The sequence below is a fragment of the Bradyrhizobium sp. Kon69 genome, from assembly GCF_055807515.1.
The window spans coordinates 32,601-52,886 of the sequence record NZ_JBVVOS010000012.1 but is presented as its reverse complement, the minus strand read 5'-3'; the positions used below and the strand labels follow the sequence as shown (position 1 = coordinate 52,886).

Below are 20,286 nucleotides of genomic sequence, written 5' to 3'. Positions count from 1 at the left end.
GTTCCCCCAAATGCCCCTGCGCCTGTTCCTGACCTCCGGCGATCTCATGGCCGACCGCCGCTTCGAGTTCGCGCGCGACCTCCAGCTCAAGGGCGATCTGGCCGCCGCCGCCGACCTGCTGGAGCAGACCATCGAGCTTGCGCCGAATTTTACTTCGGCCTGGTTCACGCTCGGCGAGATCCGCGCGCAACTCGGCGAGCGCGACAAGGCGATTGCGGCCTTTCGCAAATCGCGCGAGTCCGACCCAAGCGATCAGCATGGCGCTCATCTGCATCTGATCCGCCTCGGCGATGCGCAATTGTCCGAGATGCCAAAGGCCTATGTGCAGGCCTTGTTCGATCAATACGCGCCGCGCTTCGAACACGTGCTGATCAACGATCTCGGCTATCGCGCGCCGTCGCTGATCTTCAAGGCGGTAGTGGCTGCCCGCGTCGCCGCGAAGAAGCCCGCCCTGTTCAAGCGCGCCATCGATCTCGGCTGCGGGACGGGGCTCGCGGCCGCCGCCTTCGCAAAACAGGTCGACCAGTTCATCGGCATCGATCTGTCGCCCGGCATGGTCAAGGAGGCGCGCGCCACCGGCCTCTATGCCGAGCTCGAAGTCGCCGACATGATCGAAGGCCTCCGCAGCAGGAGCGAGGCGAGTGCAAACCTCGTCGTCGCGGCCGATGCGTTCGTCTATCTGCCCGATCTCGCCCCGGTGCTCAGTGAAGCCAGGCGCGTGCTCGCGCCCGGCGGCGTGCTCGCGTTCACGCTGGAGACACATGACGGCAGCGGCATCGTCCTCGGCGAAGGCCTGCGCTATGCCCATTCGGCGGAATATGTGCGCGATGCGATGGCGAAGGCCGGCCTCAAGCTCCTCACATTGGAGCAGGCCTCGCCACGCACCGAGAACAACGAGCCGGTGCGCGGCCTCGTCGTGGTCGCCGAGAAAACTTGAGTCTAGGCGCTATATGCGGCGCTTTAAGCGTCATTGCGTCGCAAAGCCGTGACTTCCTACTTGCGAGCCGTGCGGCGATGCCAGCACAATGCGCGCACCAGGGAGAAACGAATAATGACGAAGAATCCATCGCGGCGCGATTTCAGCGCCGCCGCGCTCGCCACCATCGCGGCATCCACCTTGCCCGCGCCCTATGTTTGGGCCGCGGAGAAGAAATACGATTCCGGCGCCAGCGACACCGAGATCAAGATCGGGCAGACCGTGCCGCATTCCGGCCCCGGCTCGCTCTACGGCGTGCTCGGGCGCATCGGCGAAGCCTATTTCCAGATGCTGAACGAGAAGGGCGGCATCAACGGACGCAAGGTCAAATTCCTCACCATGGACGATGCCTACAGCGCGCCGAAATGCGTCGAGGCGACGCGGCGCCTGGTCGAGCAGGAGGAGGTGCTCGCGCTCTACGGCTCGCTCGGCACCGCGCCGCAGACCGCCGTGCACAAATACCTGAACTCGAAGGGCGTGCCGCAGCTTCTGCTCAACACCGGCGCGTCGAAGTGGAATAACCCGAAAGAGTTCAAATGGACCATGGCGGGCCTGCCGCTCTATCCGACCGAGGCGCGCATCCTGGCGCGGCACGTCGTCAGCGTGAAGCCGAACGCGAAGGTCGGTATCCTCTACCAGAACGACGATTTCGGCCGCGATTTCCTCGGCCCCTTCAAGAAAGTTCTGGAAGATGCCGGCGGCACCGCCAAGGTGATCATGGAGCAGACCTACGATCTCACCGATCCGACCGTCGATTCCCAGCTCATCAACCTCTCGAAGTCCGGTGCGGACGTCTTCTATAACATCTCCACCGGCAAGGCGTCGTCGCAGTCGATCCGGAAAGTGGCCGAGCTCGGCTGGAAGCCGCTGCAGCTGCTGTCGGCCGGCTCGACCGGCCGCTCGATCCTCAATGCCGCGGGCCTCGAGAACGCCGCCGGCATCGTCGCCATCCGCTACAACAAGGAAGTCGGCCTGCCCAAATGGGAGAAGGACCCCGACGTGATGGCGTTCGAGGAGCTGCGCAAGAAGTACACGCCCGCGATCGATCAGGACAACACCATCGCCTTCGCCGGCTACGGCCAGGCCGTCACGATGGGCGAGATCCTGCGCCGCTGCGGCGACGAGCTCACCCGCGCCAACGTGCTGAAGCAGGCCTCCAACCTCAAAGGCTTCCACTCGCCTTATTTCCTCGACGGCGTCACCTACGACTACACGCCTGACGATTACACGCCGATGAAGACGCTCTTCATCTCCACCTTCACCGGCAAGGACTGGGACATCTCCGACAAGCCGATGTCGGAGTAGGGGGCGCACCGCTGTCTCTTCCCCTCTCCCCGCGTGCGGGGAGAGGGTAGGGTGAGGGGGAGCCTCCCCGGGGGCGGAGGCAGTTGGACTCGCGGAGGCTCCCCCTCACCCGGAATCCGCGCTACGCGCGCATTCCGGCCTCTCCCCGCACGCGGGGAGAGGCGAAGTAAGCCCCCTCGACGAACCCACCCCCACGGCTTACCTGTGATGCCGTGCCGCCCCGCATCCGCAAATCTCCGGCCGAGCCTGCCGCGCTGTTGCCCGACCACTTCCAGGCGTGGTTCGCGGCCCGCGGCTGGTCGCCGCGCACGCATCAATTGGCGCTGCTGGAGAAAGCGCGCGAGGACCGGTCCGCACTGCTGATCGCGCCCACCGGCGCCGGCAAGACGCTGGCGGGATTTTTGCCGACGCTGGTGGAGCTGAGTTCTGCGCCCAAAGCTTCGGCGAAATCGGTGATCTCCACCGGCCGCAGTCTGCAACGCAGCGGCGGCCTGCACACCCTCTACATCTCGCCGCTCAAGGCGCTCGCCGTCGATATCGCGCGCAACCTCGAGCGCCCCGTCGCCGAGATGGGACTACCGATCAAGATCGAGACCCGTACCGGTGATACACCGACATCGCGGCGGCAGCGGCAGCGGCGCTATCCGCCGGACATTTTGCTGACGACGCCCGAACAACTCGCGCTGCTGCTGTCCTCCGATGATGCGCCATTCCTGTTCTCCTCGCTGAAGCGCATCGTGCTCGACGAGCTGCATGCGCTGGTGACGTCCAAGCGCGGCGATTTGCTGTCCCTTGGGCTGGCGCGGCTGTGGCGATTGGCGCCGCAGATGCGCGCCATCGGCCTGTCGGCGACCGTAGCCGAGCCGGAATCGCTGGCGCGCTTCCTGGTGCCGCAGCCCGGCGGCAAGGAAGCGGCGGCCGACATCGTCATTGCCGGCGGCGCGGCGCCGCCGCTGGTCGAGATGATGGACACGCGCGAACGCCTGCCCTGGGCCGGCCACAGCGCGCGTCATGCGCTTCCCGAGATCTACGAGCTGATCAAGGCCAACAAGACCACGCTTGTCTTCGTCAACACCCGCAGCCAGGCCGAGATGCTGTTCCAGAACCTCTGGAGCATGAACGACGACAACCTTGCCATCGCGCTGCATCACGGCTCGCTCGACGTCGCCCAGCGCCGCAAGGTCGAGGACGCGATGTCGGCGGGCAAACTGCGTGGCGTGGTCTGTACCTCCTCGCTCGATCTCGGCGTCGACTGGGGCGATGTCGATCTCGTCGTCAATATCGGCGCGCCCAAGGGCTCCTCGCGCCTGATGCAGCGTATCGGCCGCGCCAACCACCGCCTTGACGAAGCCTCGCGCGCGGTGCTGGTGCCGGCGAACCGCTTCGAGGTGCTGGAGTGCCGCGTCGCGATCGACGCCATCGCGGAGAATGCGCAGGACACGCCGCCGCTGCGGATCGGTGCACTCGACGTGCTGGCCCAGCATGTGCTCGGCTGCGCCTGCGGCGAACCGTTTTTCTCCGACGAGCTTTACGGTGAAGTGCGCACCGCGGCACCTTACGCCGATCTCACCCGGCAGGATTTCGACGACGTGGTCGATTTCGTCGCCTCCGGCGGTTACGCGCTGAAGACCTATGAGCGCTTCGCGCGCATCAAGCAGGACAAGGAGGGGCGCTGGCGCGTCGCCAATCCGAAGGTGCGGCAGAGCTATCGCATGAATGTCGGCACCATCGTCGAGGACGACATGCTGAAGGTGCGGCTGGTGCGATCGCGCGGAGGAGGTGCGGGATCGACGGGCGTGATCGCGCGCGGCGGCAGGCTGCTCGGCGAGATCGAGGAAGCCTTCATCGAGGGCCTCAGCCCCGGCGACACCTTCGTGTTCTCAGGCGAGGTGGTGCGCTACGAGACCCTGGTCGAGGACCAGGTCTACGTCTCGCGCGCCAACGACAAGGACCCGAAAGTGCCGTCCTATATGGGCGGCAAGTTTCCGCTCTCGACCTATCTTGCCGAACGGGTTCGCCGCCTGCTCGATGACGGGCGCGCCTGGGTCGCCCTCCCGGAGCAGGTGCGCGACTGGCTGTCGCTGCAAAAGGACGTCTCCCGCGTGCCTGAAGTGCGCGAGCTGCTGGTCGAGAGTTTTCCCCGCGCCAACAAGCATTACATCGTCTGCTACCCCTTCGAAGGCCGTCTCGCGCACCAGACGCTCGGCATGCTCTTGACGCGGCGGCTGGAGCGCGCCCGCGCCCGGCCGCTCGGCTTCGTCGCCAATGAATATGCGATCGCGGTCTGGGCGCTTGGCGACATGTCCTCCATGATCCGGGACGGCAGGATCGACCTCGACACGCTGTTCGACCCCGACATGCTCGGCGACGACCTCGAGGCGTGGCTTGCCGAATCCGCGCTGATGAAGCGCACGTTCCGCAATTGCGCGATCATCTCCGGCCTGATCGCGCGCCGGCACACCGGCGAGGAGAAGAGCCGCCGCCAGGTGCTGTTCTCGACCGATCTGGTCTACGATGTGCTGCGCAAGCACCAGGCCGACCACGTACTGTTGCGCGCCGCGCGCGCCGATGCCGCCACCGGCCTGCTCGATCTGCGCCGCCTCAGCGACATGCTCACCCGCATCCAGGGCCGCATCACGCATCGGGAACTCGACCGTGTCTCCCCGCTCGCGGTCCCCGTGATGCTGGAAATCGGCCGCGAGTCAGTTTATGGCGAAGCTGGAGACGAGCTCCTGGCCGAAGCCGCCGACGAGCTGGTCAAAGAGGCGATGGGATAGAGAATTTTCCAGTGAGGCGCGCTGATCCATCCACACCGTCATGCCCGGGCTTGACCCGGGCATCCACGTTTTTGTTGCTGCGGCAAGAACGTGGATGGCCGGGACAAGCCCGGCCATGACGGAGCAAGTGGCAATTTCGGTTACAACGACGCGCAGCGTTGACGTCCTAGGTATTCCGTTCCATGCCGATCTGTCCGGCGCCCTGTTCTGGGAAGAGCAGCGCCTGCTCGTCGTCTCCGACCTGCATCTGGAAAAAGGTTCCAGCTTCGCCATGCGCGGCGTGCTGCTGCCGCCTTACGACACCATCGCGACGCTCAGTCGTCTCGCTGCTGTCATCTCCCGCCATGATCCGCGCATCGTCATTGCGCTCGGCGACAGTTTTCATGATCGCACCGCGCATGGACGGCTGTCGGCGGAGGATCGCGATGCGGTCGCCGCCTTGCAGGCCGGCCGTGATTGGATCTGGATCTCGGGCAATCACGATCCGGCGCTGCCGCGCGATCTCGGCGGCACCGTCGCCGACGAAGTCGCGATCGGCGCGATCACCTTCCGCCACGAGCCGACCGGCGCGAGCGGCGAGATCGCCGGCCATCTCCATCCCAAGGCCCGCGTCTCCGCGCGCGGCCGCTCGATGGAGCGCCGCTGCTTCGCCTGCGACGGGATGCGCGCCGTGATGCCCGCCTTCGGCGCCTATGCCGGCGGCCTCAGCATCCGCGACGTGGCGTTTGCAAAAATCTTTCCAAAGAATGGCTTTGTCGCGCATCTGCTCGGCGACCGCCGCGTCCATGCAATTGCGGCGTCAAGGTGCAGCTAAGCCGCTTTCGCCTGCACATCGTCGCAGAACTCCGCCAGCCGATCCGCCAGCCGCAGCGTCGCGGGACTTGCGCCCGGCGCGGCCATCAACGCGACTTCCGTCCGGTTGATTGGCGCGAAGCCGTCCTTTGCGGTCAGCACGCGGTGGTCGGACTGGATCGCCATCTCCGACAGGATGCTCAAGCCCATGCCGGCGGCGACCGCGGCCTGGATGCCGGCGAGGCTCGACGAGGTATAGGACATGTGCCAAATGCGGCCCGCGCTTTCCAGCGCGTGGATGGCGCCGGCGCGGTAGAGGCAGCCGAGCGGAAAGCCGATCAGCGGCACGGAGGCGACATCGGCGTGGATCGGATGGCTCTTGCTGGTGACCCAGTGCACCTGCTCCGGCCACACCGCGATCGCGCCCTTCGCGCCGGCCTCGCGCTTGAACAGCGCCAGATCGAGCTCGCCGCGTTCGAGATCGCGGGCCAGATTCTTGCTCTGGTCGGCGCGCACATCGAGCCGCAGGCCCGGATGCGAACGCGAGAACGTCCCCAGCAGCTTTGCCAGTTGATACGCCGCAAAATCCTCGGGAATGCCGAGCCGGATCGCACCTTCGCCGTCAGGCTGGCGCAGCACGTCGCGCGCCTCTTCCGCAAGCGACAACAGCCGCCGCGCATAGGACAGCAGCCGTTCGCCGGCTTCGGTGGGGCGCAAATCCTTGCCGTCGCGATGCAGCAGGACTTGGCCGACATCCTCCTCCAGCCGCTTGATCTGCTGGCTGACGGTCGATTGCGTCCGATGGACGCGCTCGCCGGCGCGGGTGAAGCCGCCGGCATCGACCACCGACACGAAGCTGCGCAGGAGCTCCAGATCGAGCATGGCCGCCTCCATTCAAAAATCCACTGATTGGGAGTTAATCATTTAATTTCCAAATGACAAGCCGGCTCCCTAGATCGAGGGCTCAGGAGAATGTCGCTCATGTCGCTCACCCCCTCGCTCGCCGTTCCCCGCAGCCGCTTCAACACGCTCCCGCTGGCGATCGGCCTGTTCTGCCTGCTCTGGAGCTACGCCTTCGTCGCCGGCAAGATCGGCGTGACCCATTGCCCGCCGCTGATCCTGCTCGCCGCGCGCTTCTCGCTCGCCGGCATCCTGATCCTCGGTGCCACGCTGGTCCGCGGCGACGACTGGTCGCTGTCCTGGCGCGATGCCGCGATCTTCGCCGTGCTCGGCGTCGCCAACAACGCGCTCTATCTCGGGCTCGGCTACACCGGTCTGCAATCGGTCTCCGCCGGCCTCGGCGGGCTGATCGTGTCGGCCAATCCGGTGTTCACGGCGGGCCTCGCCGCGCTGCTGCTCGGCGAAGGCATGACGTGGCGCAAGGCGAGCGGTCTCCTGCTCGGCATCATCGGCGTGACCCTGATCGTCTGGCACCGCCTGTCGGTCGGCACCGACTCGCTGCACGGGATCGTGTTCACGCTGGCCTCGCTCGCCTCCCTCGTCGCTGGCACCATCCTGTTCAAGCTGCTCGCGCCGAAGGGCAGCCTGTGGATCGGCAACGGCGTGCAGAATCTTGCCGCCGGCATCGTGCTGACGCCGGTGGCGCTGACCTTCGCCGATGTTCATGCCATCGACTTCACGCCGGGCCTGATCGGCGCCTTTGCCTTCCTCGTGCTCGGCGGCTCGATCCTCGCCTACTGGCTCTGGTTTCATCTCCTGAAAGTGTGTGGCGCGACGGCAGCCAGTGCCTATCATTTCCTGATGCCGCCGCTCGGCATGCTGTTCGCGTATCTCGTGCTCGGCGAGCATGTCGAGGCGCGCGATCTGCTCGGAATCATCCCGGTCGCACTCGGCATCTACCTGGTGACGCGGCCCGCCAAATCCGTCTCGTAAGAGGAGCCCATCATGCCCATTTCCATCACCCTGATCGGCGGTCCCACTGCGCTGATCGAGATCGATGGCTTTCGCCTGCTCACTGACCCGACTTTCGATGCGCCCGGCGCCTATCAACTGCCGCACGTTAAGCTGGAGAAGACGATCGGCCCTGCGCTCAAGGCCGATGCGATCGGCCCGATCGATGCCGTGCTGCTCAGCCACGACCAGCATTCGGACAATCTCGACAATTCCGGCCGCGACTATCTGCTTAAAGCGCCGCGCGCGCTGACGACCGAGGCCGGCGCCAAGCGCCTCGGCGGCCATGTCGAAGGCCTCGCGCCGTGGGGCACGGCGCATCTGAAAGATCGTGACGGCAACTCACTGACGATCACCGCCACGCCGGCGCGTCACGGCCCGGCCGGCATCGAGCCGCTGTCAGGCGATGTCATCGGCTTCGTGGTGTCGTCAAGCCGGAAAGACACCACCTCGGTCTACATCAGCGGCGACACCACCTGGTTCGACGGCGTCGCCGAGGTCGCGCGCCGCTTCAAATGCGGCGTGGTGATGCCTTTCGCCGGCGCCGCGCAAACGCGCGGGCCGTTCCATCTCACCATGGACACCAACGACACCATCGAGACTGCACGCGCCTTCCCCGATGCGATGATCGTGCCGGTGCACACGGAAGGTTGGGCGCATTTCCGCCAGAACAGCGAGGATCTGCGCAAGACCTTCGACGTGCTGGGCTTCGGGACGCGGTTGCGATTGCTGGAGCCCGGCGTGCCGACGGTGGTGCAGGCGCCGTAGCCCCCCAGTGTCGTCCTGGCTTTCGCCAGGACGACTCGGGGAGGGCGCCTGCGCTCGCAATGACGAAGGTCAATCCTTCCGAAACACGATCGACGCCATCCAGCCCGTCATCAGCGCCATGGCAGCGGTGACGAGGCCGTAGATCAGCCCGTTCTGCCGCGCGGTGGTGGCGACGAACTGCTCGAAGCCGACCTTGACGATCTCGAACGCGGTCTCGGTCTTGCCGATGAACGCGCCGTCGGCAAACAGCTTGATCTCGACCTCATAGGTGCCGATCGGCACCTCCGCCGGCAGGGGAATGCCGGTGCGGAACAAGGTCGGTGTCAGGAACGTCACCGCGCTCGGATCCTCGCGGTAGAGACCGCGCTGGGTTCGCAGGCGGATGAAGGCGGAGCGGAACGCGTCGTTCGGCACCACGTCGGCATAGTCGCCGCTGACGCGTTGCGTCAGCAGCACGTTGTTGAGCCCGATCTGCTGGCGCCGCGCGATCTCGGGCGAGGTGATGACATCGAAGGAGCGGTTGGCGAACAATGCGAGATAGCTCGGCACCTCCAGGAACTGGCGGTAGTCGGTGTTGATCCAGATCCCGAAGGTGCGCTCCTTGCGCCGCGTCACCATGTCGGCGCGCGGGCCCATCACGGTGACGACGAGATCGTAGCTCTTGCGATCGACGGGCGTGGAGGCGTCCTTCTCGACCGAGCCGAACAGCACCAGCTCCTCGCCGGAATAGTTCGGCGTCACCGTGACGCGATGGTTGGAGACCGACACGATCAGCCGCTCGGCGCGTGCGGCGGAGCCGAGCAGCACAACGAGCAGGACCGCGAGAGCTGCGCGCATCATCCGTTCACTCCCAGCTCGCGGATGGTGAAGAGGTCTTCGGGCCGGATCACCAGCTCGATCGCGAAGCGAACACCGACCGAGAGGATCAGCAGGCCGAGCAGCAGCCGCAACTGCTCGCCGCGGATCTTCTGGCCGGCGCGGGCGCCGAATTGGGCGCCGGTGACGCCGCCGACCATCAGGATCAGCGCCAGCACGGCGTCGACCAAATGATTGGTCACCGCATGAAGCAAGGTCGCGAACAGCATCGTGACCAGCGTCAGGACCATCGAGGTGCCGATCACCGTCGAGGTCGGCACCCGCAGCAGATAGATCATGATCGGCACCAGGATGAAGCCGCCGCCGATGCCCATGATGGCGCCGATGAAGCCGATCAGGATGCCGACGATCACCACCGGAATGACCGAGAGGTAGATCTTGGAGCGCTTGAACCGCATCTTCAGCGGCAGGCCGTGAATCCAGTTATGCGTGCGTCGTGGCGCCAGCGCGCCGCGGCGGGTCCGCATCAGGGCACGCAGGCCTTCGGAGAACATCAGGCTGCCGACGGTGGTGAGCAGCACGACATAGGACAGTGCGATCATCAGATCGAGCTGGCCGAGCGCGCGCAGCTGCGTGAAGGTCCACACGCCCAGCGCCGTCCCGGTGACGCCGCCGCACAACAGCACGCTCGCCAGCGCGGGGTCGATGGCGCGGCGCCGCCAATAGGCGAGCGCGCCGGAAAAGGACGAAGCGGCGATGTGGCTCGCGACGGAGGCGACCGCGACCGCCGGCGTGATGCCGATGAAGATCAAAAGCGGCGTCATCAGGAAGCCGCCGCCGATTCCGAACATGCCGGAGACGAAGCCGACCGCGGCGCCCATCGCCAGCACGAGGAAGATGTTGACCGGAAGATCGGCGATCGGGAGATAGAGCTGCATCGAGAGACCACGCTTCCCGCGAGACGGATCGATTGCGCGGAATGCTCGCAGGAGGGCAGAACGATTGCCGCGTCCCTCAATAGCGGAATTCGGCGGCGGGCGGGACCAGGAATTTCGGGCGTGGTGAATGGCTGCGGTGAGGAGGGTGATCGAGGCGCCGTGGCTCCTCCAATGTCGTCCTGGCGAAAGCCAGGACCCATTATCCCGACTGGTCGTTATCGCGGCAGGCTGTGGCCACAGCGTCCTTCAACAACGGCTGCTCGTGGTAATGGGTCCTGGCTTTCGCCAGGACGACCAGTCGAGATTTTTCGTCAGAGACGATTGAGCGACCGCTCTCAGCGCACCGCCGAGGCCGCGCGCTTGGCGGCAACCGGCTTCGGCGCAGGCTTCGCGTTGGCCTGCGGGGCGCTGTCCCAGCCGCCGTTCGGGGCCGCAACATTGACGGCGTCGTCGGGCTGCGGCTCGGCGCTGAAGGTCTGGATCGCGAGCTTGGCGGCCGCGAGCGACTGCGGGTCGAGACGCTTGGCGACGTCATCGCGCTTGGTTGCTGCGTCCGCGTCGCCCTGGGCGGCGGCGAGGGTGAACCATTTGTAGGACTCGGCGAGGTTCTGCTCCACCCCGATGCCGCGGGCATAGAGGATGCCGAGGTTGAACTGGCTGTCGGCGACGCCGCGATCGGCGGCCTTCCGGAACCACAGTGCCGCGCTCTTGTAATTGGCGCCGCGTCCGCCGCCGTCGGCATCGAGCACCGCGAGATTGTGCATCGCCTTGGCGTTGCCGCGCTCGGCGGCTTGCGTGTAGTAGCGGCGGGCGATGTCGGCGTCCTTCTTCACGCCGAGACCCTTTTCGTAGAGCGTCCCGAGGCGGAAGGTCGCGGGCACCACGCCGGCCTGCGCCGCACGGTCGTACCATTTGGCGGCTTCGTCGTAATTCGCGGCCACGCCCTTGCCCTCGGCAAAGCGCACGCCGATCTCGTAGGCCGCGGTCGCATCGCCCTTGATCGCCGCGGTGCGCAAGGCGGGGCCACCGATGCCGTCAGGCAGCTTTTCGCCCGGCGGCACCTGGATCATCGCGAGTTTCGCGCGGCTCGTGCCCGACAGCGCGCCGGTGACGTCGTTGGAGGCCGCAGGCGGGGTTGGCGCCGCGGTTTGCGGGATTTCGACCGAAGCGGTGCCGCTCGGGCTCGTCACGGACCCCGGCGCGGCATTGTTCTGCGACTGCTTTCCGATCGGCGTCGGCGAGGTCATCGAGGGCGTGACCTGCTCGGGCGTGGTGGGCTTGTTCTCGACCGGCGGCGGTGCCTGCGGCGCGGGTGCGGGCGACGAATTCTCCATCGCCTGCGGCGACGGCGACGGGCTGCTGCCATCGAGCAGGTTCATCGCCATCTTGAAGGTGCCGAGCACGATCACGACCACGCTCGCGCCGACCAGCAGCGAGCGGATCTTCGAGGTGATGGTCGAACCGCCGTCCTTGTCGCTGGCCTTGCCCTTGTCCTTGGAACGATCGGCTCCTGCCTTGGCGCCCCGAGCCGGCTTTTCCGGCTGCGCGGCGGCCGCCTGGGCTGCGCGGCGCGCGGCAGCGATGAAGCTCGACGACGACACCGGCTCTTTGGGCGCGGCCGGGATTTCGCTGATTGCGCTTTCGGACGCGGCAATGCGCTCCGACGGCGTGGCGATGCGTGCACCCGGCCTTGTACCCGGCTCGAGCGGATGATCCGGCGGCAGTTCGGGCGCAAGCGCGGCGCGCGTGGGCGCCGTATGCGGCTCCAGGATTTCGCTGATCGCGCGTGGCGGAAGCGGCGGCGCCATCGGCATCGGCGGCGGCGCTGCCGGCGCCGCCGGCGCGGCGGCATGGAATTCGCGCGGCGCGGCGGCGAAGGCGGCGTGCGCCGCCTGCGCGGCGGCCGGATTGGGCAGCTCGGGCTTCGGATCGTATTTCGGGTGCTGCTGTTGCTGCGGCCGCGGCTCGTGCGCCATCGGCGCGGGTGCCATGGGAGCGGCCATCGGCATCGGCATCGGCATCGGCATCGGCTGCGGCGCAGAGGCGGCAGGCGGCGCGGTGCGCACATTGCGAAGATCGCCCTCGATCATCGAGAGACGATCGACGACGTGGCCAAGTGCGTTGTGGACGGCCTCCAGCGAATCCTGGGTTGTCCGGATGGTTTCGGCCTGGCTGAAGCGGATGTCGGAGAGCTCGCGCTTGACGAGATCGACCATGCCGGAATCGGCAGGCGGCGCGGAGTTGCGGCTCTCGGCGAGCGCGGAATAGGTCGCCTGCTGCCGCTCCAGGTGGCGCAGGATGTCGTGCAACCCGTCCTCGACGCGGCTGAAATTGCCGTTGCGCGGATCGGCGGCGGCCTCGAGCCGCTCCAGCAGATACGAGACCCGCTGTTCGAGATGGGCAAAGGTCGAAGCCGAGTCGTTGCCGACCTGCATGCGATCGAAACGGTCGGACAGGGCGCGGATCGCGCTTTCGAGCTGCTCGCTGCTCTCGGAGGGCTGAGGGCGCTCGCGCGTTTCCAGAGCGGCGGTGAGCGCCGCGATGCGCTGCTCCAGCACCGCAAAACTGTCGCCCTGGCCGGACGCACGGGTGACCTGGTCGACCTTGGACGACAGCAGCTGCACGTCATCCGAGAGCCGGGCCAGCGCTTCGTTGGAGGCGACGTTGGAGACGATGCCGCGCAGCGCCGAAATCGCGCCTTCGAGTTGGCGGACCGTCGAGGGATCGTCATTGGCGCGCAGGATCAGATCGAGCTTGGCGCCGAGATTGCGGATCGCCTCGTCATAGCCGGTGAGCTGCTCGGCCGGCGTCAGCGTGCGGAGCACCTGCTTGATCTCGGACAGCGCGTGCTCGATACCGGACAGGACCTGACCGTCGGTGCCGTTGGAGCGGGTCTCGTCGATGCGCCGATGCAGCGAGCGAATCTCGTTCTCGATCGATTCGATCGCGCGGCGCGGCATCGCCTCCGTGATGGCATTGCGGATCTCCGCAAGCTCGCTGCGGAAGGTGTTGATCGCCTGTTCGGTATTGTCAGGGCGCTGCAGCGACTCGATCTGGCTCGTGATCTTGAGCAGATGGCGCTCGAGGGCAGAGAAATCCGGCCCCGGCTGCGGTGGCGGCGGAGCGTAGGCAGGCGGCGCGTAAGCAGCTGCCGCAGGCGCGATCGAGGGTGCGGCGCGCGGCGGCATCTGCCTGGGTGTAAAGCCGTCGAGCTCGCTCTGCCGTGCCGTGATCTCGGCGACCGCGACGTCGAACGAAGCGGGGCTCAGGGGCGGTGAGCTGCGATAGACCTGCGCTGCCGCGCGCTCGACCGCATCGGCCTGGCGCTGGCGCGTTTCAACGGGGGCCTGTCGCGGTGCCGGAGCCTGCTGCGGCTTCGAAATTTGCGACAGCCTTGCATCGAGCCGTGAGATCGCGTCGTTGAGCTGGCGCGCAACGCCCTGCTCGCGCGAGACGTCTGGCCGGGAAGCGTCTTGTCGCGAAGGATCTTGGCGCGAAGAATCTTGCCGCGGCGCCGGCTTCGAAATCCGTTCGATCTGCTGGGTGATGGCGTCGAGCCGCTGATGGATGTCGGCGACTTCGCGGCTTTCCTGGCTCGGCACCTGACTCGGGACGTGACTCGGAACTTGGTTCGGCAGTTGACTCGGAACGTGCTGGGCTTGCGGACGCTGGTCGTAAAGTCCGCGAAAGTTCGGCGGGGCGGTCTCGCCGAGCGTGGAGTTCAGCCAATCGTTGAGTGACATTCCGGCGCGACGCGCAGCAGCTTCGGCCCGCTCCCGGACGGATGGATCGATGCCGTCAACACTCCACGATACGCGCGAATTCATGACTCTGTCCGGTTCCGACTCCGGCGCCCCACCCGGCGCCTCCAGTCTCCCCTCGCGTGCCGGTTGAAAGACAATCGGATTTGGCGCGGGTCGTCTGCCTCGAAAACCGACTTTTGTCTGTTACGGTAAATAACGGGTTAAGGAACCCGTTGACGGTGTCTTAAAGTTGGGCGGCGGGGAACGGGGGCGCTGTGCTCCCCAGCCCGTCGGATGCGATCGGAATCTCGCATTGCCAGGAACTCTCCGGGTGCTAGCAGCTCGGAACTTCAGCGACCAAAGGATGGCTCAGAATGGCTGGTCTGACCGAAGAAGAAGTTCGCAAACGCGCTTATGAGATCTGGAGGGTGCCGGCGAGCCCAGCGGGAAAATGGACACCTTCTGGTACGAGGCCGAAAGCAACTTCTGGCCGAACGCTCGGAGCAAGGCGAGGTGCCGCCCGGAATGACTGACAATTTGCCGAGCTAGGTGCTGTACCCAAACCGTCAATGGCATTGGACTTAGATCCCGATCGGCGTCCAAGGACACGCGGCAGGAGTTTGTGGCACCCTTGTCGGTTCTCGCATCGGGCCTTAATTCCTGCCCAGACGACACCGGCGAAGGAGATCAGTCCATGCAGCGGAAAAGTTGGGCCTCGTACGAGTGCCCCATGGCCCGCTCCGTTGACGTCATCGGCGACTGGGGCAGTTTGATGATCCTGCGCCAGGCCTTCGGGGGCACGACCCGATTCGACGATTTCCAGAAGGAGCTGGAGATGTCGCGGAATCTACTGACCGCCCGCCTGAAGAAACTCGTCGCCTCTGGCATTCTCGAACGCCGGCCCATCACCGAGGAAGCGCGGCGGCACGAGTACGTTCTGACCGAGATGGGCGAGGATCTCTTTGCGACCATCATCGCACTTCGCCAATGGGGCGACCGATGGCTATTCCGGCCCGATCCGCCCCCCATTCGAATGCTTGACGGCATCGACGGCAGCGAACTGGAGCCGATAAAGGTCCGCTCCTCCCTTGGGCGCGAGATCACGCTTGCCGATATTCGCTTGCGCCGGCGCGCCGCGGGCAAGCCGAAGGCTCGGGCCGGCAACCTCTAGAGCTTTATCGGTTCTAGAGTCTCGTTTGACGCGTTTTCTTCACGCAAACCGGCCTCCATTTCGCTCGAAAACGCTCTGGTTCACGCCGGCGCCGCGACGAGGGCTTGCCAACGATCATTCATGTCAGTAAAAGTTCAATAATGAGACTAACAGGTCAGGCGACCTAGCGCGAGGAGTATGAAATGCGGGCAGCGTACATCAACGGCTACGGCGACAATTCGGTGGTCACCTACGGGGAGGTCAGCGACCCCGTTGCGGGCGCCGACGAGGCAATGATCGAGGTTCGGGCCGCCGGTGCGAATCCCGTCGAGGTCGCCATGCGCCAGGGTCTGTTCCATGCCGCCTTTCCATTCACCTTTCCGCAGGTGATGGGCTACGACGTCGCGGGCGTTGTTGTCTCCGCGCCCTCGGGCGCGGCGTTCAAGGCAGGTGACGAGGTTTACGCCCGCCTGCCTAACCGGCGTCCCGGCGCCTATGCCGAGCGCGCAGCCGTTCCACTGAATCTCCTGGCCCACAAGCCGCGCACCCTTTCGTTCGAGGAGGCGGCGAGCCTGCCGACCGTCGCCTTGACCACCTGGCAGGCATTTGTGGAGCGCGCCCGGCTCAAGGCCGGCGAAAGCATCTTGATCCAGGCAGGGGCGGGTGGCGTCGGCGCCTTCGCCATCCAGCTCGCCAAGCACCTCGGGGCCTACGTCGTTGCGACGGGCGGACCGAACAGCCAGACGTTCATGGCCGGGCTCGGAGCGGACCGCACGATCGACTACACAACCGAAAGCTTCGAGGCTGCCGGCCCGTTCGATGTGGTCTATGACGGTGTGTGCGGTCCACTGACCGAGCGTGGCATCGACACCCTGCGCGAAGGCGGCCGCTATGTCGGTCTCGTGCGCACCGCCGACGCCCAGAGCTATCGCGAAATCGGCTTCCCGCCTCCCGTGGCCGAGCAAGCTTCGGCGGCCGTTCGACCGTTCATCGCGCGCGCCGCTGCCCGAAAGGCGGAGTTCCACGGCCCTCTCACCCGGCCGGACGGCGCTCAACTGGCGGAGATCGCGGCCCTGATCGACACCGGCGCCATCCGCGCTTCCGTGAGCGCGGCCTATGGCTTCGACCAGCTCGCCGCCGCCTACGAGCTTCTGGCCGGCCGACATACGCGCGGGAAGCTCGTCATCGTCCCCTGAGGCAAGGCTCCTTCAACAAGTCCGCGGAACGGAGGCAACCATGAGCGACATCCCCGCTAGGATCAGCATCGACAAGTCCACGCCGGGGTATTGGCGCGTGACCTTCAACAACCCGCCGATCAACGCGATCGACGATCGCACCTACGACGAGTTCTACGACCTGGTGGAGGAGATCGAAGCGGACGATGCGTTGAAGGTCGTGACCTTCGAGAGCGCCAACCCGGACTTCTTCATCGCTCACTACAGCACAGCCGAGCCCCACAGCCGGTTCGGCGCGCCACGCTGGATCGAACCGGCCACCAAGCTGGCTCAGAGTAACGTCCTCAGCATTGCAGTGATCCGCGGCCGGGCGCGCGGCGGTGGAAGCGAGTTTACCCTGGCCTGCGACATTCGCTTCGCCAGCAGGGAAAAGGCGATTTTCGGCCAGCCAGAGGTCGGATGCGGCCTCATCCCAGGCGGCGGGGCGCTTCAACGCCTGCCGATCCTGGTGGGCCGCTCTCGCGCCATGGAGATCATCCTCGGCAGCGACGATTTCGATGCGGAGACCGCCGAACGATACGGCTGGATCAACCGCGCCATCCCCGAGGCCCAGCTTGATGAGTTCGTCGCGAATTTCGTGCGGCGCATCCTGTCGTTCGACAAGCAGGCGCTGAGCACCTGTAAAGCGACGATCAACCAGCACGGGCTGCCGGACCCCGCTCAGCTGCAGGCGACGCAGGACACCTTCTTCACGACGTTCGGCTGGCCAGGCGCAGCAGAGCGCATGGCGAAGCTGCGCGCGCGAGGCATTGGATCCGCCGGCGACTTTGAGCTGAACCTCGGCCGCGAAGTCGGGAATCTTTAGCCGACAGCGGTCTCAGCCCTTGCCCTCGCGCTTGCCGTCCTCCAGCGCCACCACGGTGCCGCCAGTGCTCATCGCCGACAGGGCCTCGAGCGCCTCTTCGCAGAAATCGGCCACCATCTGCTCATGCCGGGCGCCGAGCTGAAGCAGCAGGAGGTTACCGAGGTCGAGCACGCCGGACGCCGCCCCTTCCGGAAAGCGCTTCTTCAGGATGCGCTCGTAGTTCTCGTGACGATCGCGGTGGTGCTCGAGCCGGGCCATCAGGTCGGTGCGCATCGGCTCGAGGCCGATGCTGTCGAGCGCATGCAGCCGCACCAGGAGGTCGTCCTTGATGGAGGGGGGCGTGCTTGGCCGCGCGGCCCAGTGCCGCAGCGCTGTTCGGCCCTCCGGAGTCAGCGTATAGATCAGCTTATTGGGCTTGCCGGTCTGCACGACCTCGCGGCCCTGGATGTAGCCGCGATCGCGCAGCTTGGAGAGCTCGCGGTAGATCTGCTGGTGGTCGGCCTTCCAGAAGAAGCCGATCGAGGAATCGAATGTCTTGGCGAGCTCGTAGCCCGTCATCGGACGTTCCGTCAGGCATGCGAGGATTGCGTCGCCCAAAGCCATGACCCGGTCCTCCTGTTCTCGACCTTAACCAATTGGCTTGACTTTATGCGCATCGGCGCATATGCGTCAATGTGCATATGAGGCGACCCAACAACGAGGGCAAAAATCGCCCCGAAAACCCCAATGGAATCAACCTTCGCGCTACTGTGCATGGGGTTGTTTTCGCGTTTTTTTGCCGAAGCCTTTAGGGAGGCAGCTGAATGACCGGCCTCGAGTCCTGGTACGGCTACATGAAGTCGCATGACCGGGCAGCGCTCTGGGACCTGCTCCATCCCGACGCAATCTTCGAAAGCCCCGTCGTGCACGCGCCGCAGCGCGGCCGCGACATCACCTTCAAATATCTGGCCAGCGCCGAGAAGGTGCTCGGCGGTCCCGGCTTCATTTATGTCGGCGAATGGAAGAGTGAGAGCGGCGCCGTGCTCGAATTCAAGACCATGATCGACGGCATCGAGATCAATGGCGTCGACATCATCAGTTTCGACGGCGAGGGACGCATCACGCATTTCAAGGTGATGGTGCGGCCGCTCAAGGCGATCAACATGCTGCATCGCCTGATGGCGGAGCAGTTGGCCGCCGCCCAATCCTAATCCAGCATCATCACTTCAAGGCCTGCCGGGAGACCACCATGCCGATCTACAAAGCCCCCGTCGAAGACGTGAACTTCCTGCTCAACGACGTCTTCCAGATCGACCGCTACGACAATCTGGCCGGCTTCTCCGATGCGTCGAGCGACGTGCGCGAAGCCATTCTCGGCGAAGCTGCCAAGCTCGCCGAAGAGGTGCTGCAGCCGCTCAACCGTGTCGGCGATCTCGAGGGCTGCAAGCGCGCCGACGACGGCAGCGTCACCACGCCCAAGGGCTTCAAGGAGGCGTTCAAGCAGGTCGCCGAGGGCGGCTGGCTCGGCCTGTCGGCGCCGACCGAGTATGGCGGCCAGGGCCTGCCAGTGACGCTCTCCCAGGCCGTCAACGAATTCCAGATCTCCGCCAACATGGCGTTCTCGATGTATGGCGGCCTCACCATGGGCGCGACCGCGGCGCTGATCGTCCACGGCACGCCGGAGCAGAAGCAGACCTACGTGCCGAAGATGGTGGCGGGCGAGTGGACCGGCACCATGAACCTGACCGAGCCGCATTGCGGCACCGACCTCGGCATGCTCCGCACTAAGGCCGTGCGGCAGGCCGACGGCAGCTTCAAGATCACGGGCACCAAGATTTTCATTTCGGCCGGCGAACACGACCTCGCGCCTAACATCATCCACCTCGTGCTGGCCCGCGTCGAGGGCGCGCCCGCCGGCATCAAGGGCGTGTCGCTGTTCGTGGTGCCGAAATTCCTGGTCAATGCCGATGGTTCGGTGGGGCAGCGCAACGGCGTGGTCTGCGGCTCGATCGAGCACAAGATGGGCATCCACGGCAATTCCACCTGCGTGATGAACTACGACAACGCCACCGGCTGGCTGATCGGCGAAGAGAACAAGGGCATGCAGGGCATGTTCGTGATGATGAACGAGGCCCGCCTCGGCGTCGCCGTGCAGGGTCTCGCGCAGTCGGAAGTGGCCTATCAGAACGCGGTCGCCTATGCCCGGGATCGCATCCAGGGCCGTTCGCTCACGGGTGCCAAGGCGCCGGACAAGCCGGCCGATCCGATCATCGTGCATCCCGACGTGCGCCGCACGCTGCTGTCGATCCGCGCCTTCAACGAGGCCGCGCGCGCGTTCGTGATGTGGACCGCGCTGAAGAGCGACGTCGCCCATCGCTCCGAGGATCCTAGGGATCGCCAGGCCGCCGACGATCACATGGGCCTGATGACGCCGGTGCTGAAGGGCTTCCTTACTGACTATGGCTTCGCCAACGCGGTGCAGGCGCAGCAGATGTATGGCGGCCACGGCTACATCGCCGAGCAGGGCATGGAGCAGTTCGTGCGCGATGCCCGCATCGCCATGATCTACGAAGGTGCCAACGGCATCCAGGCGCTCGACCTCGTCGGCCGCAAGCTGCCGCGCGACGGCGGCCGCGCCATCATGGCGTTCTTCGGCGAGGTCATGGCCTTCGCCAAGGAGAACGGCGGCGACGAGGCGATGAAGCCCTACGTTACTCCGCTGTCGGCTTCCCTCGGCCACCTCCAGCAGGCCACGACGTGGCTGATGCAGAACGCGATGGCCAAGCCCGACAATGCCGGTGCCGCCGCGACCGATTACCTGAATCTCTTCGGTTTCGTCGCGCTCGGCTACATGTGGGCGAAGATGGCGAAGGTGACGCAAGCCAAGATTGCCGAGAGCGGGACGACCCCCTATCTCTCGACCAAGCTCGTCACCGGCCGCTTCTTCATGGAGCGGATGCTGCCGGAGACCGCCGCCAATCTCGCGCGCATCCAGGCCGGCTGCGCCACCATCATGGAACTGCCGGCGGAAGCGTTCTGAAGGCGCTTTCGCTGCGACCCGATCAAACCAAATCACGACCAGAAGATCATC

The 20,286-nt window shown here is 65.8% G+C and carries 16 protein-coding genes; 11 read left to right on the top strand and 5 right to left on the bottom strand.

Features of this window, described 5'->3' with window-relative positions:
- The first annotated feature begins 10 nt into the window (after positions 1-10).
- The 4 genes from AC0L3U_RS17540 to pdeM all read left to right on the top strand — a co-directional run bounded on the left by AC0L3U_RS17540 (position 11) and on the right by pdeM (position 5,872).
- Positions 11-937, top strand: coding sequence for a class I SAM-dependent DNA methyltransferase (locus tag AC0L3U_RS17540; protein ID WP_473362546.1), 927 nt, complete (start codon positions 11-13; stop codon positions 935-937).
- Between the two features lie 114 nt (positions 938-1,051).
- Entirely contained in the window at positions 1,052-2,281 is a 1,230-nt protein-coding gene (locus AC0L3U_RS17535) for an ABC transporter substrate-binding protein (RefSeq protein WP_473362545.1), read from the top strand.
- A 212-nt stretch (positions 2,282-2,493) separates the two neighbouring features.
- Complete coding sequence (locus AC0L3U_RS17530) at positions 2,494-5,058, top strand: ligase-associated DNA damage response DEXH box helicase (RefSeq protein ID WP_473362544.1); 2,565 nt, start codon at positions 2,494-2,496, stop codon at positions 5,056-5,058.
- Between the two features lie 115 nt (positions 5,059-5,173).
- Positions 5,174-5,872 carry a ligase-associated DNA damage response endonuclease PdeM gene (gene pdeM / locus AC0L3U_RS17525; protein WP_473362543.1) on the top strand — a complete coding sequence of 233 codons (699 nt, stop codon included), beginning with the start codon at positions 5,174-5,176 and terminating at the stop codon, positions 5,870-5,872.
- On the opposite strand, the gene AC0L3U_RS17520 is transcribed toward pdeM, so the two are convergent.
- Positions 5,869-6,732, bottom strand: coding sequence for a LysR family transcriptional regulator (locus AC0L3U_RS17520; protein WP_473294282.1), 864 nt, complete (start codon positions 6,730-6,732; stop codon positions 5,869-5,871). The genes pdeM and AC0L3U_RS17520 overlap by 4 nt on opposite strands.
- Positions 6,733-6,831: 99 nt before the next feature.
- On the opposite strand from AC0L3U_RS17520, the gene AC0L3U_RS17515 reads away from it, so the two are divergent.
- Both AC0L3U_RS17515 and AC0L3U_RS17510 read left to right on the top strand, forming a co-directional pair.
- Positions 6,832-7,743 carry a DMT family transporter gene (locus tag AC0L3U_RS17515; RefSeq protein WP_473362542.1) on the top strand — a complete coding sequence of 304 codons (912 nt, stop codon included), beginning with the start codon at positions 6,832-6,834 and terminating at the stop codon, positions 7,741-7,743.
- A 12-nt stretch (positions 7,744-7,755) separates the two neighbouring features.
- Positions 7,756-8,529, top strand: a complete 774-nt coding sequence (locus tag AC0L3U_RS17510; protein ID WP_473362541.1) for an MBL fold metallo-hydrolase — start codon at positions 7,756-7,758, stop codon at positions 8,527-8,529.
- 69 nt (positions 8,530-8,598) lie between these two features.
- Here AC0L3U_RS17510 and AC0L3U_RS17505 read toward each other — a convergent pair whose 3' ends face one another.
- The 3 genes from AC0L3U_RS17505 to AC0L3U_RS17495 form a co-directional block, all read right to left on the bottom strand.
- Positions 8,599-9,369 (bottom strand): TIGR02186 family protein, encoded by a 771-nt coding sequence (locus AC0L3U_RS17505; protein WP_473362540.1) that lies wholly within the window; start codon positions 9,367-9,369, stop codon positions 8,599-8,601.
- Positions 9,366-10,283: a sulfite exporter TauE/SafE family protein gene (locus tag AC0L3U_RS17500; RefSeq protein ID WP_473362539.1), complete on the bottom strand. Its 918-nt coding sequence runs from the start codon at positions 10,281-10,283 to the stop codon at positions 9,366-9,368. The genes AC0L3U_RS17505 and AC0L3U_RS17500 overlap by 4 nt, the downstream gene beginning before the upstream one ends.
- Positions 10,284-10,618: 335 nt before the next feature.
- Positions 10,619-14,110, bottom strand: coding sequence for a tetratricopeptide repeat protein (locus AC0L3U_RS17495; RefSeq protein ID WP_473362538.1), 3,492 nt, complete (start codon positions 14,108-14,110; stop codon positions 10,619-10,621).
- 646 nt (positions 14,111-14,756) lie between these two features.
- On the opposite strand from AC0L3U_RS17495, the gene AC0L3U_RS17490 reads away from it, so the two are divergent.
- The 3 genes from AC0L3U_RS17490 (at position 14,757) to AC0L3U_RS17480 (ending at position 17,216) form a co-directional block, all read left to right on the top strand.
- The gene (locus AC0L3U_RS17490) at positions 14,757-15,197 is read left to right on the top strand and encodes a winged helix-turn-helix transcriptional regulator (protein WP_456766484.1); all 441 of its coding nucleotides are present in this window, start codon (positions 14,757-14,759) and stop codon (positions 15,195-15,197) included.
- Between the two features lie 182 nt (positions 15,198-15,379).
- Positions 15,380-16,372 carry an NADP-dependent oxidoreductase gene (locus AC0L3U_RS17485; RefSeq protein WP_473349512.1) on the top strand — a complete coding sequence of 331 codons (993 nt, stop codon included), beginning with the start codon at positions 15,380-15,382 and terminating at the stop codon, positions 16,370-16,372.
- A gap of 40 nt (positions 16,373-16,412) precedes the next feature.
- A complete protein-coding gene (locus AC0L3U_RS17480; RefSeq protein WP_456766482.1) occupies positions 16,413-17,216 on the top strand; it encodes an enoyl-CoA hydratase/isomerase family protein in 804 nt (267 codons plus the stop codon).
- A gap of 12 nt (positions 17,217-17,228) precedes the next feature.
- Here the strand turns inward: AC0L3U_RS17480 and AC0L3U_RS17475 are convergent, their stop codons facing one another.
- Positions 17,229-17,819, bottom strand: coding sequence for a PadR family transcriptional regulator (locus AC0L3U_RS17475; protein WP_473362537.1), 591 nt, complete (start codon positions 17,817-17,819; stop codon positions 17,229-17,231).
- Between the two features lie 200 nt (positions 17,820-18,019).
- On the opposite strand from AC0L3U_RS17475, the gene AC0L3U_RS17470 reads away from it, so the two are divergent.
- Both AC0L3U_RS17470 and AC0L3U_RS17465 read left to right on the top strand, forming a co-directional pair.
- Complete coding sequence (locus tag AC0L3U_RS17470; RefSeq protein WP_473362536.1) at positions 18,020-18,406, top strand: nuclear transport factor 2-like protein; 387 nt, start codon at positions 18,020-18,022, stop codon at positions 18,404-18,406.
- Positions 18,407-18,444: 38 nt separating this feature from the next.
- Positions 18,445-20,235 (top strand): acyl-CoA dehydrogenase C-terminal domain-containing protein, encoded by a 1,791-nt coding sequence (locus tag AC0L3U_RS17465; protein ID WP_473362535.1) that lies wholly within the window; start codon positions 18,445-18,447, stop codon positions 20,233-20,235.
- The last annotated feature ends 51 nt before the right edge of the window (positions 20,236-20,286 follow it).

Bases quoted from the DNA above. Each gene is read 5' to 3' on its own strand.
- AC0L3U_RS17540 (WP_473362546.1), top strand. From the start codon at position 11: ATGCCCCTGCGCCTGTTCCTGACCTCCGGCGATCTCATGGCCGACCGC.
- AC0L3U_RS17535 (WP_473362545.1), top strand. From the start codon at position 1,052: ATGACGAAGAATCCATCGCGGCGCGATTTCAGCGCCGCCGCGCTCGCC.
- pdeM (WP_473362543.1), top strand. From the start codon at position 5,174: ATGACGGAGCAAGTGGCAATTTCGGTTACAACGACGCGCAGCGTTGAC.
- AC0L3U_RS17520 (WP_473294282.1), bottom strand. From the start codon at position 6,732: ATGCTCGATCTGGAGCTCCTGCGCAGCTTCGTGTCGGTGGTCGATGCC.
- AC0L3U_RS17515 (WP_473362542.1), top strand. From the start codon at position 6,832: ATGTCGCTCACCCCCTCGCTCGCCGTTCCCCGCAGCCGCTTCAACACG.
- AC0L3U_RS17510 (WP_473362541.1), top strand. From the start codon at position 7,756: ATGCCCATTTCCATCACCCTGATCGGCGGTCCCACTGCGCTGATCGAG.
- AC0L3U_RS17505 (WP_473362540.1), bottom strand. From the start codon at position 9,369: ATGATGCGCGCAGCTCTCGCGGTCCTGCTCGTTGTGCTGCTCGGCTCC.
- AC0L3U_RS17500 (WP_473362539.1), bottom strand. From the start codon at position 10,283: ATGCAGCTCTATCTCCCGATCGCCGATCTTCCGGTCAACATCTTCCTC.
- AC0L3U_RS17495 (WP_473362538.1), bottom strand. From the start codon at position 14,110: ATGAATTCGCGCGTATCGTGGAGTGTTGACGGCATCGATCCATCCGTC.
- AC0L3U_RS17490 (WP_456766484.1), top strand. From the start codon at position 14,757: ATGGCCCGCTCCGTTGACGTCATCGGCGACTGGGGCAGTTTGATGATC.
- AC0L3U_RS17485 (WP_473349512.1), top strand. From the start codon at position 15,380: ATGCGGGCAGCGTACATCAACGGCTACGGCGACAATTCGGTGGTCACC.
- AC0L3U_RS17480 (WP_456766482.1), top strand. From the start codon at position 16,413: ATGAGCGACATCCCCGCTAGGATCAGCATCGACAAGTCCACGCCGGGG.
- AC0L3U_RS17475 (WP_473362537.1), bottom strand. From the start codon at position 17,819: ATGGCTTTGGGCGACGCAATCCTCGCATGCCTGACGGAACGTCCGATG.
- AC0L3U_RS17470 (WP_473362536.1), top strand. From the start codon at position 18,020: ATGACCGGCCTCGAGTCCTGGTACGGCTACATGAAGTCGCATGACCGG.
- AC0L3U_RS17465 (WP_473362535.1), top strand. From the start codon at position 18,445: ATGCCGATCTACAAAGCCCCCGTCGAAGACGTGAACTTCCTGCTCAAC.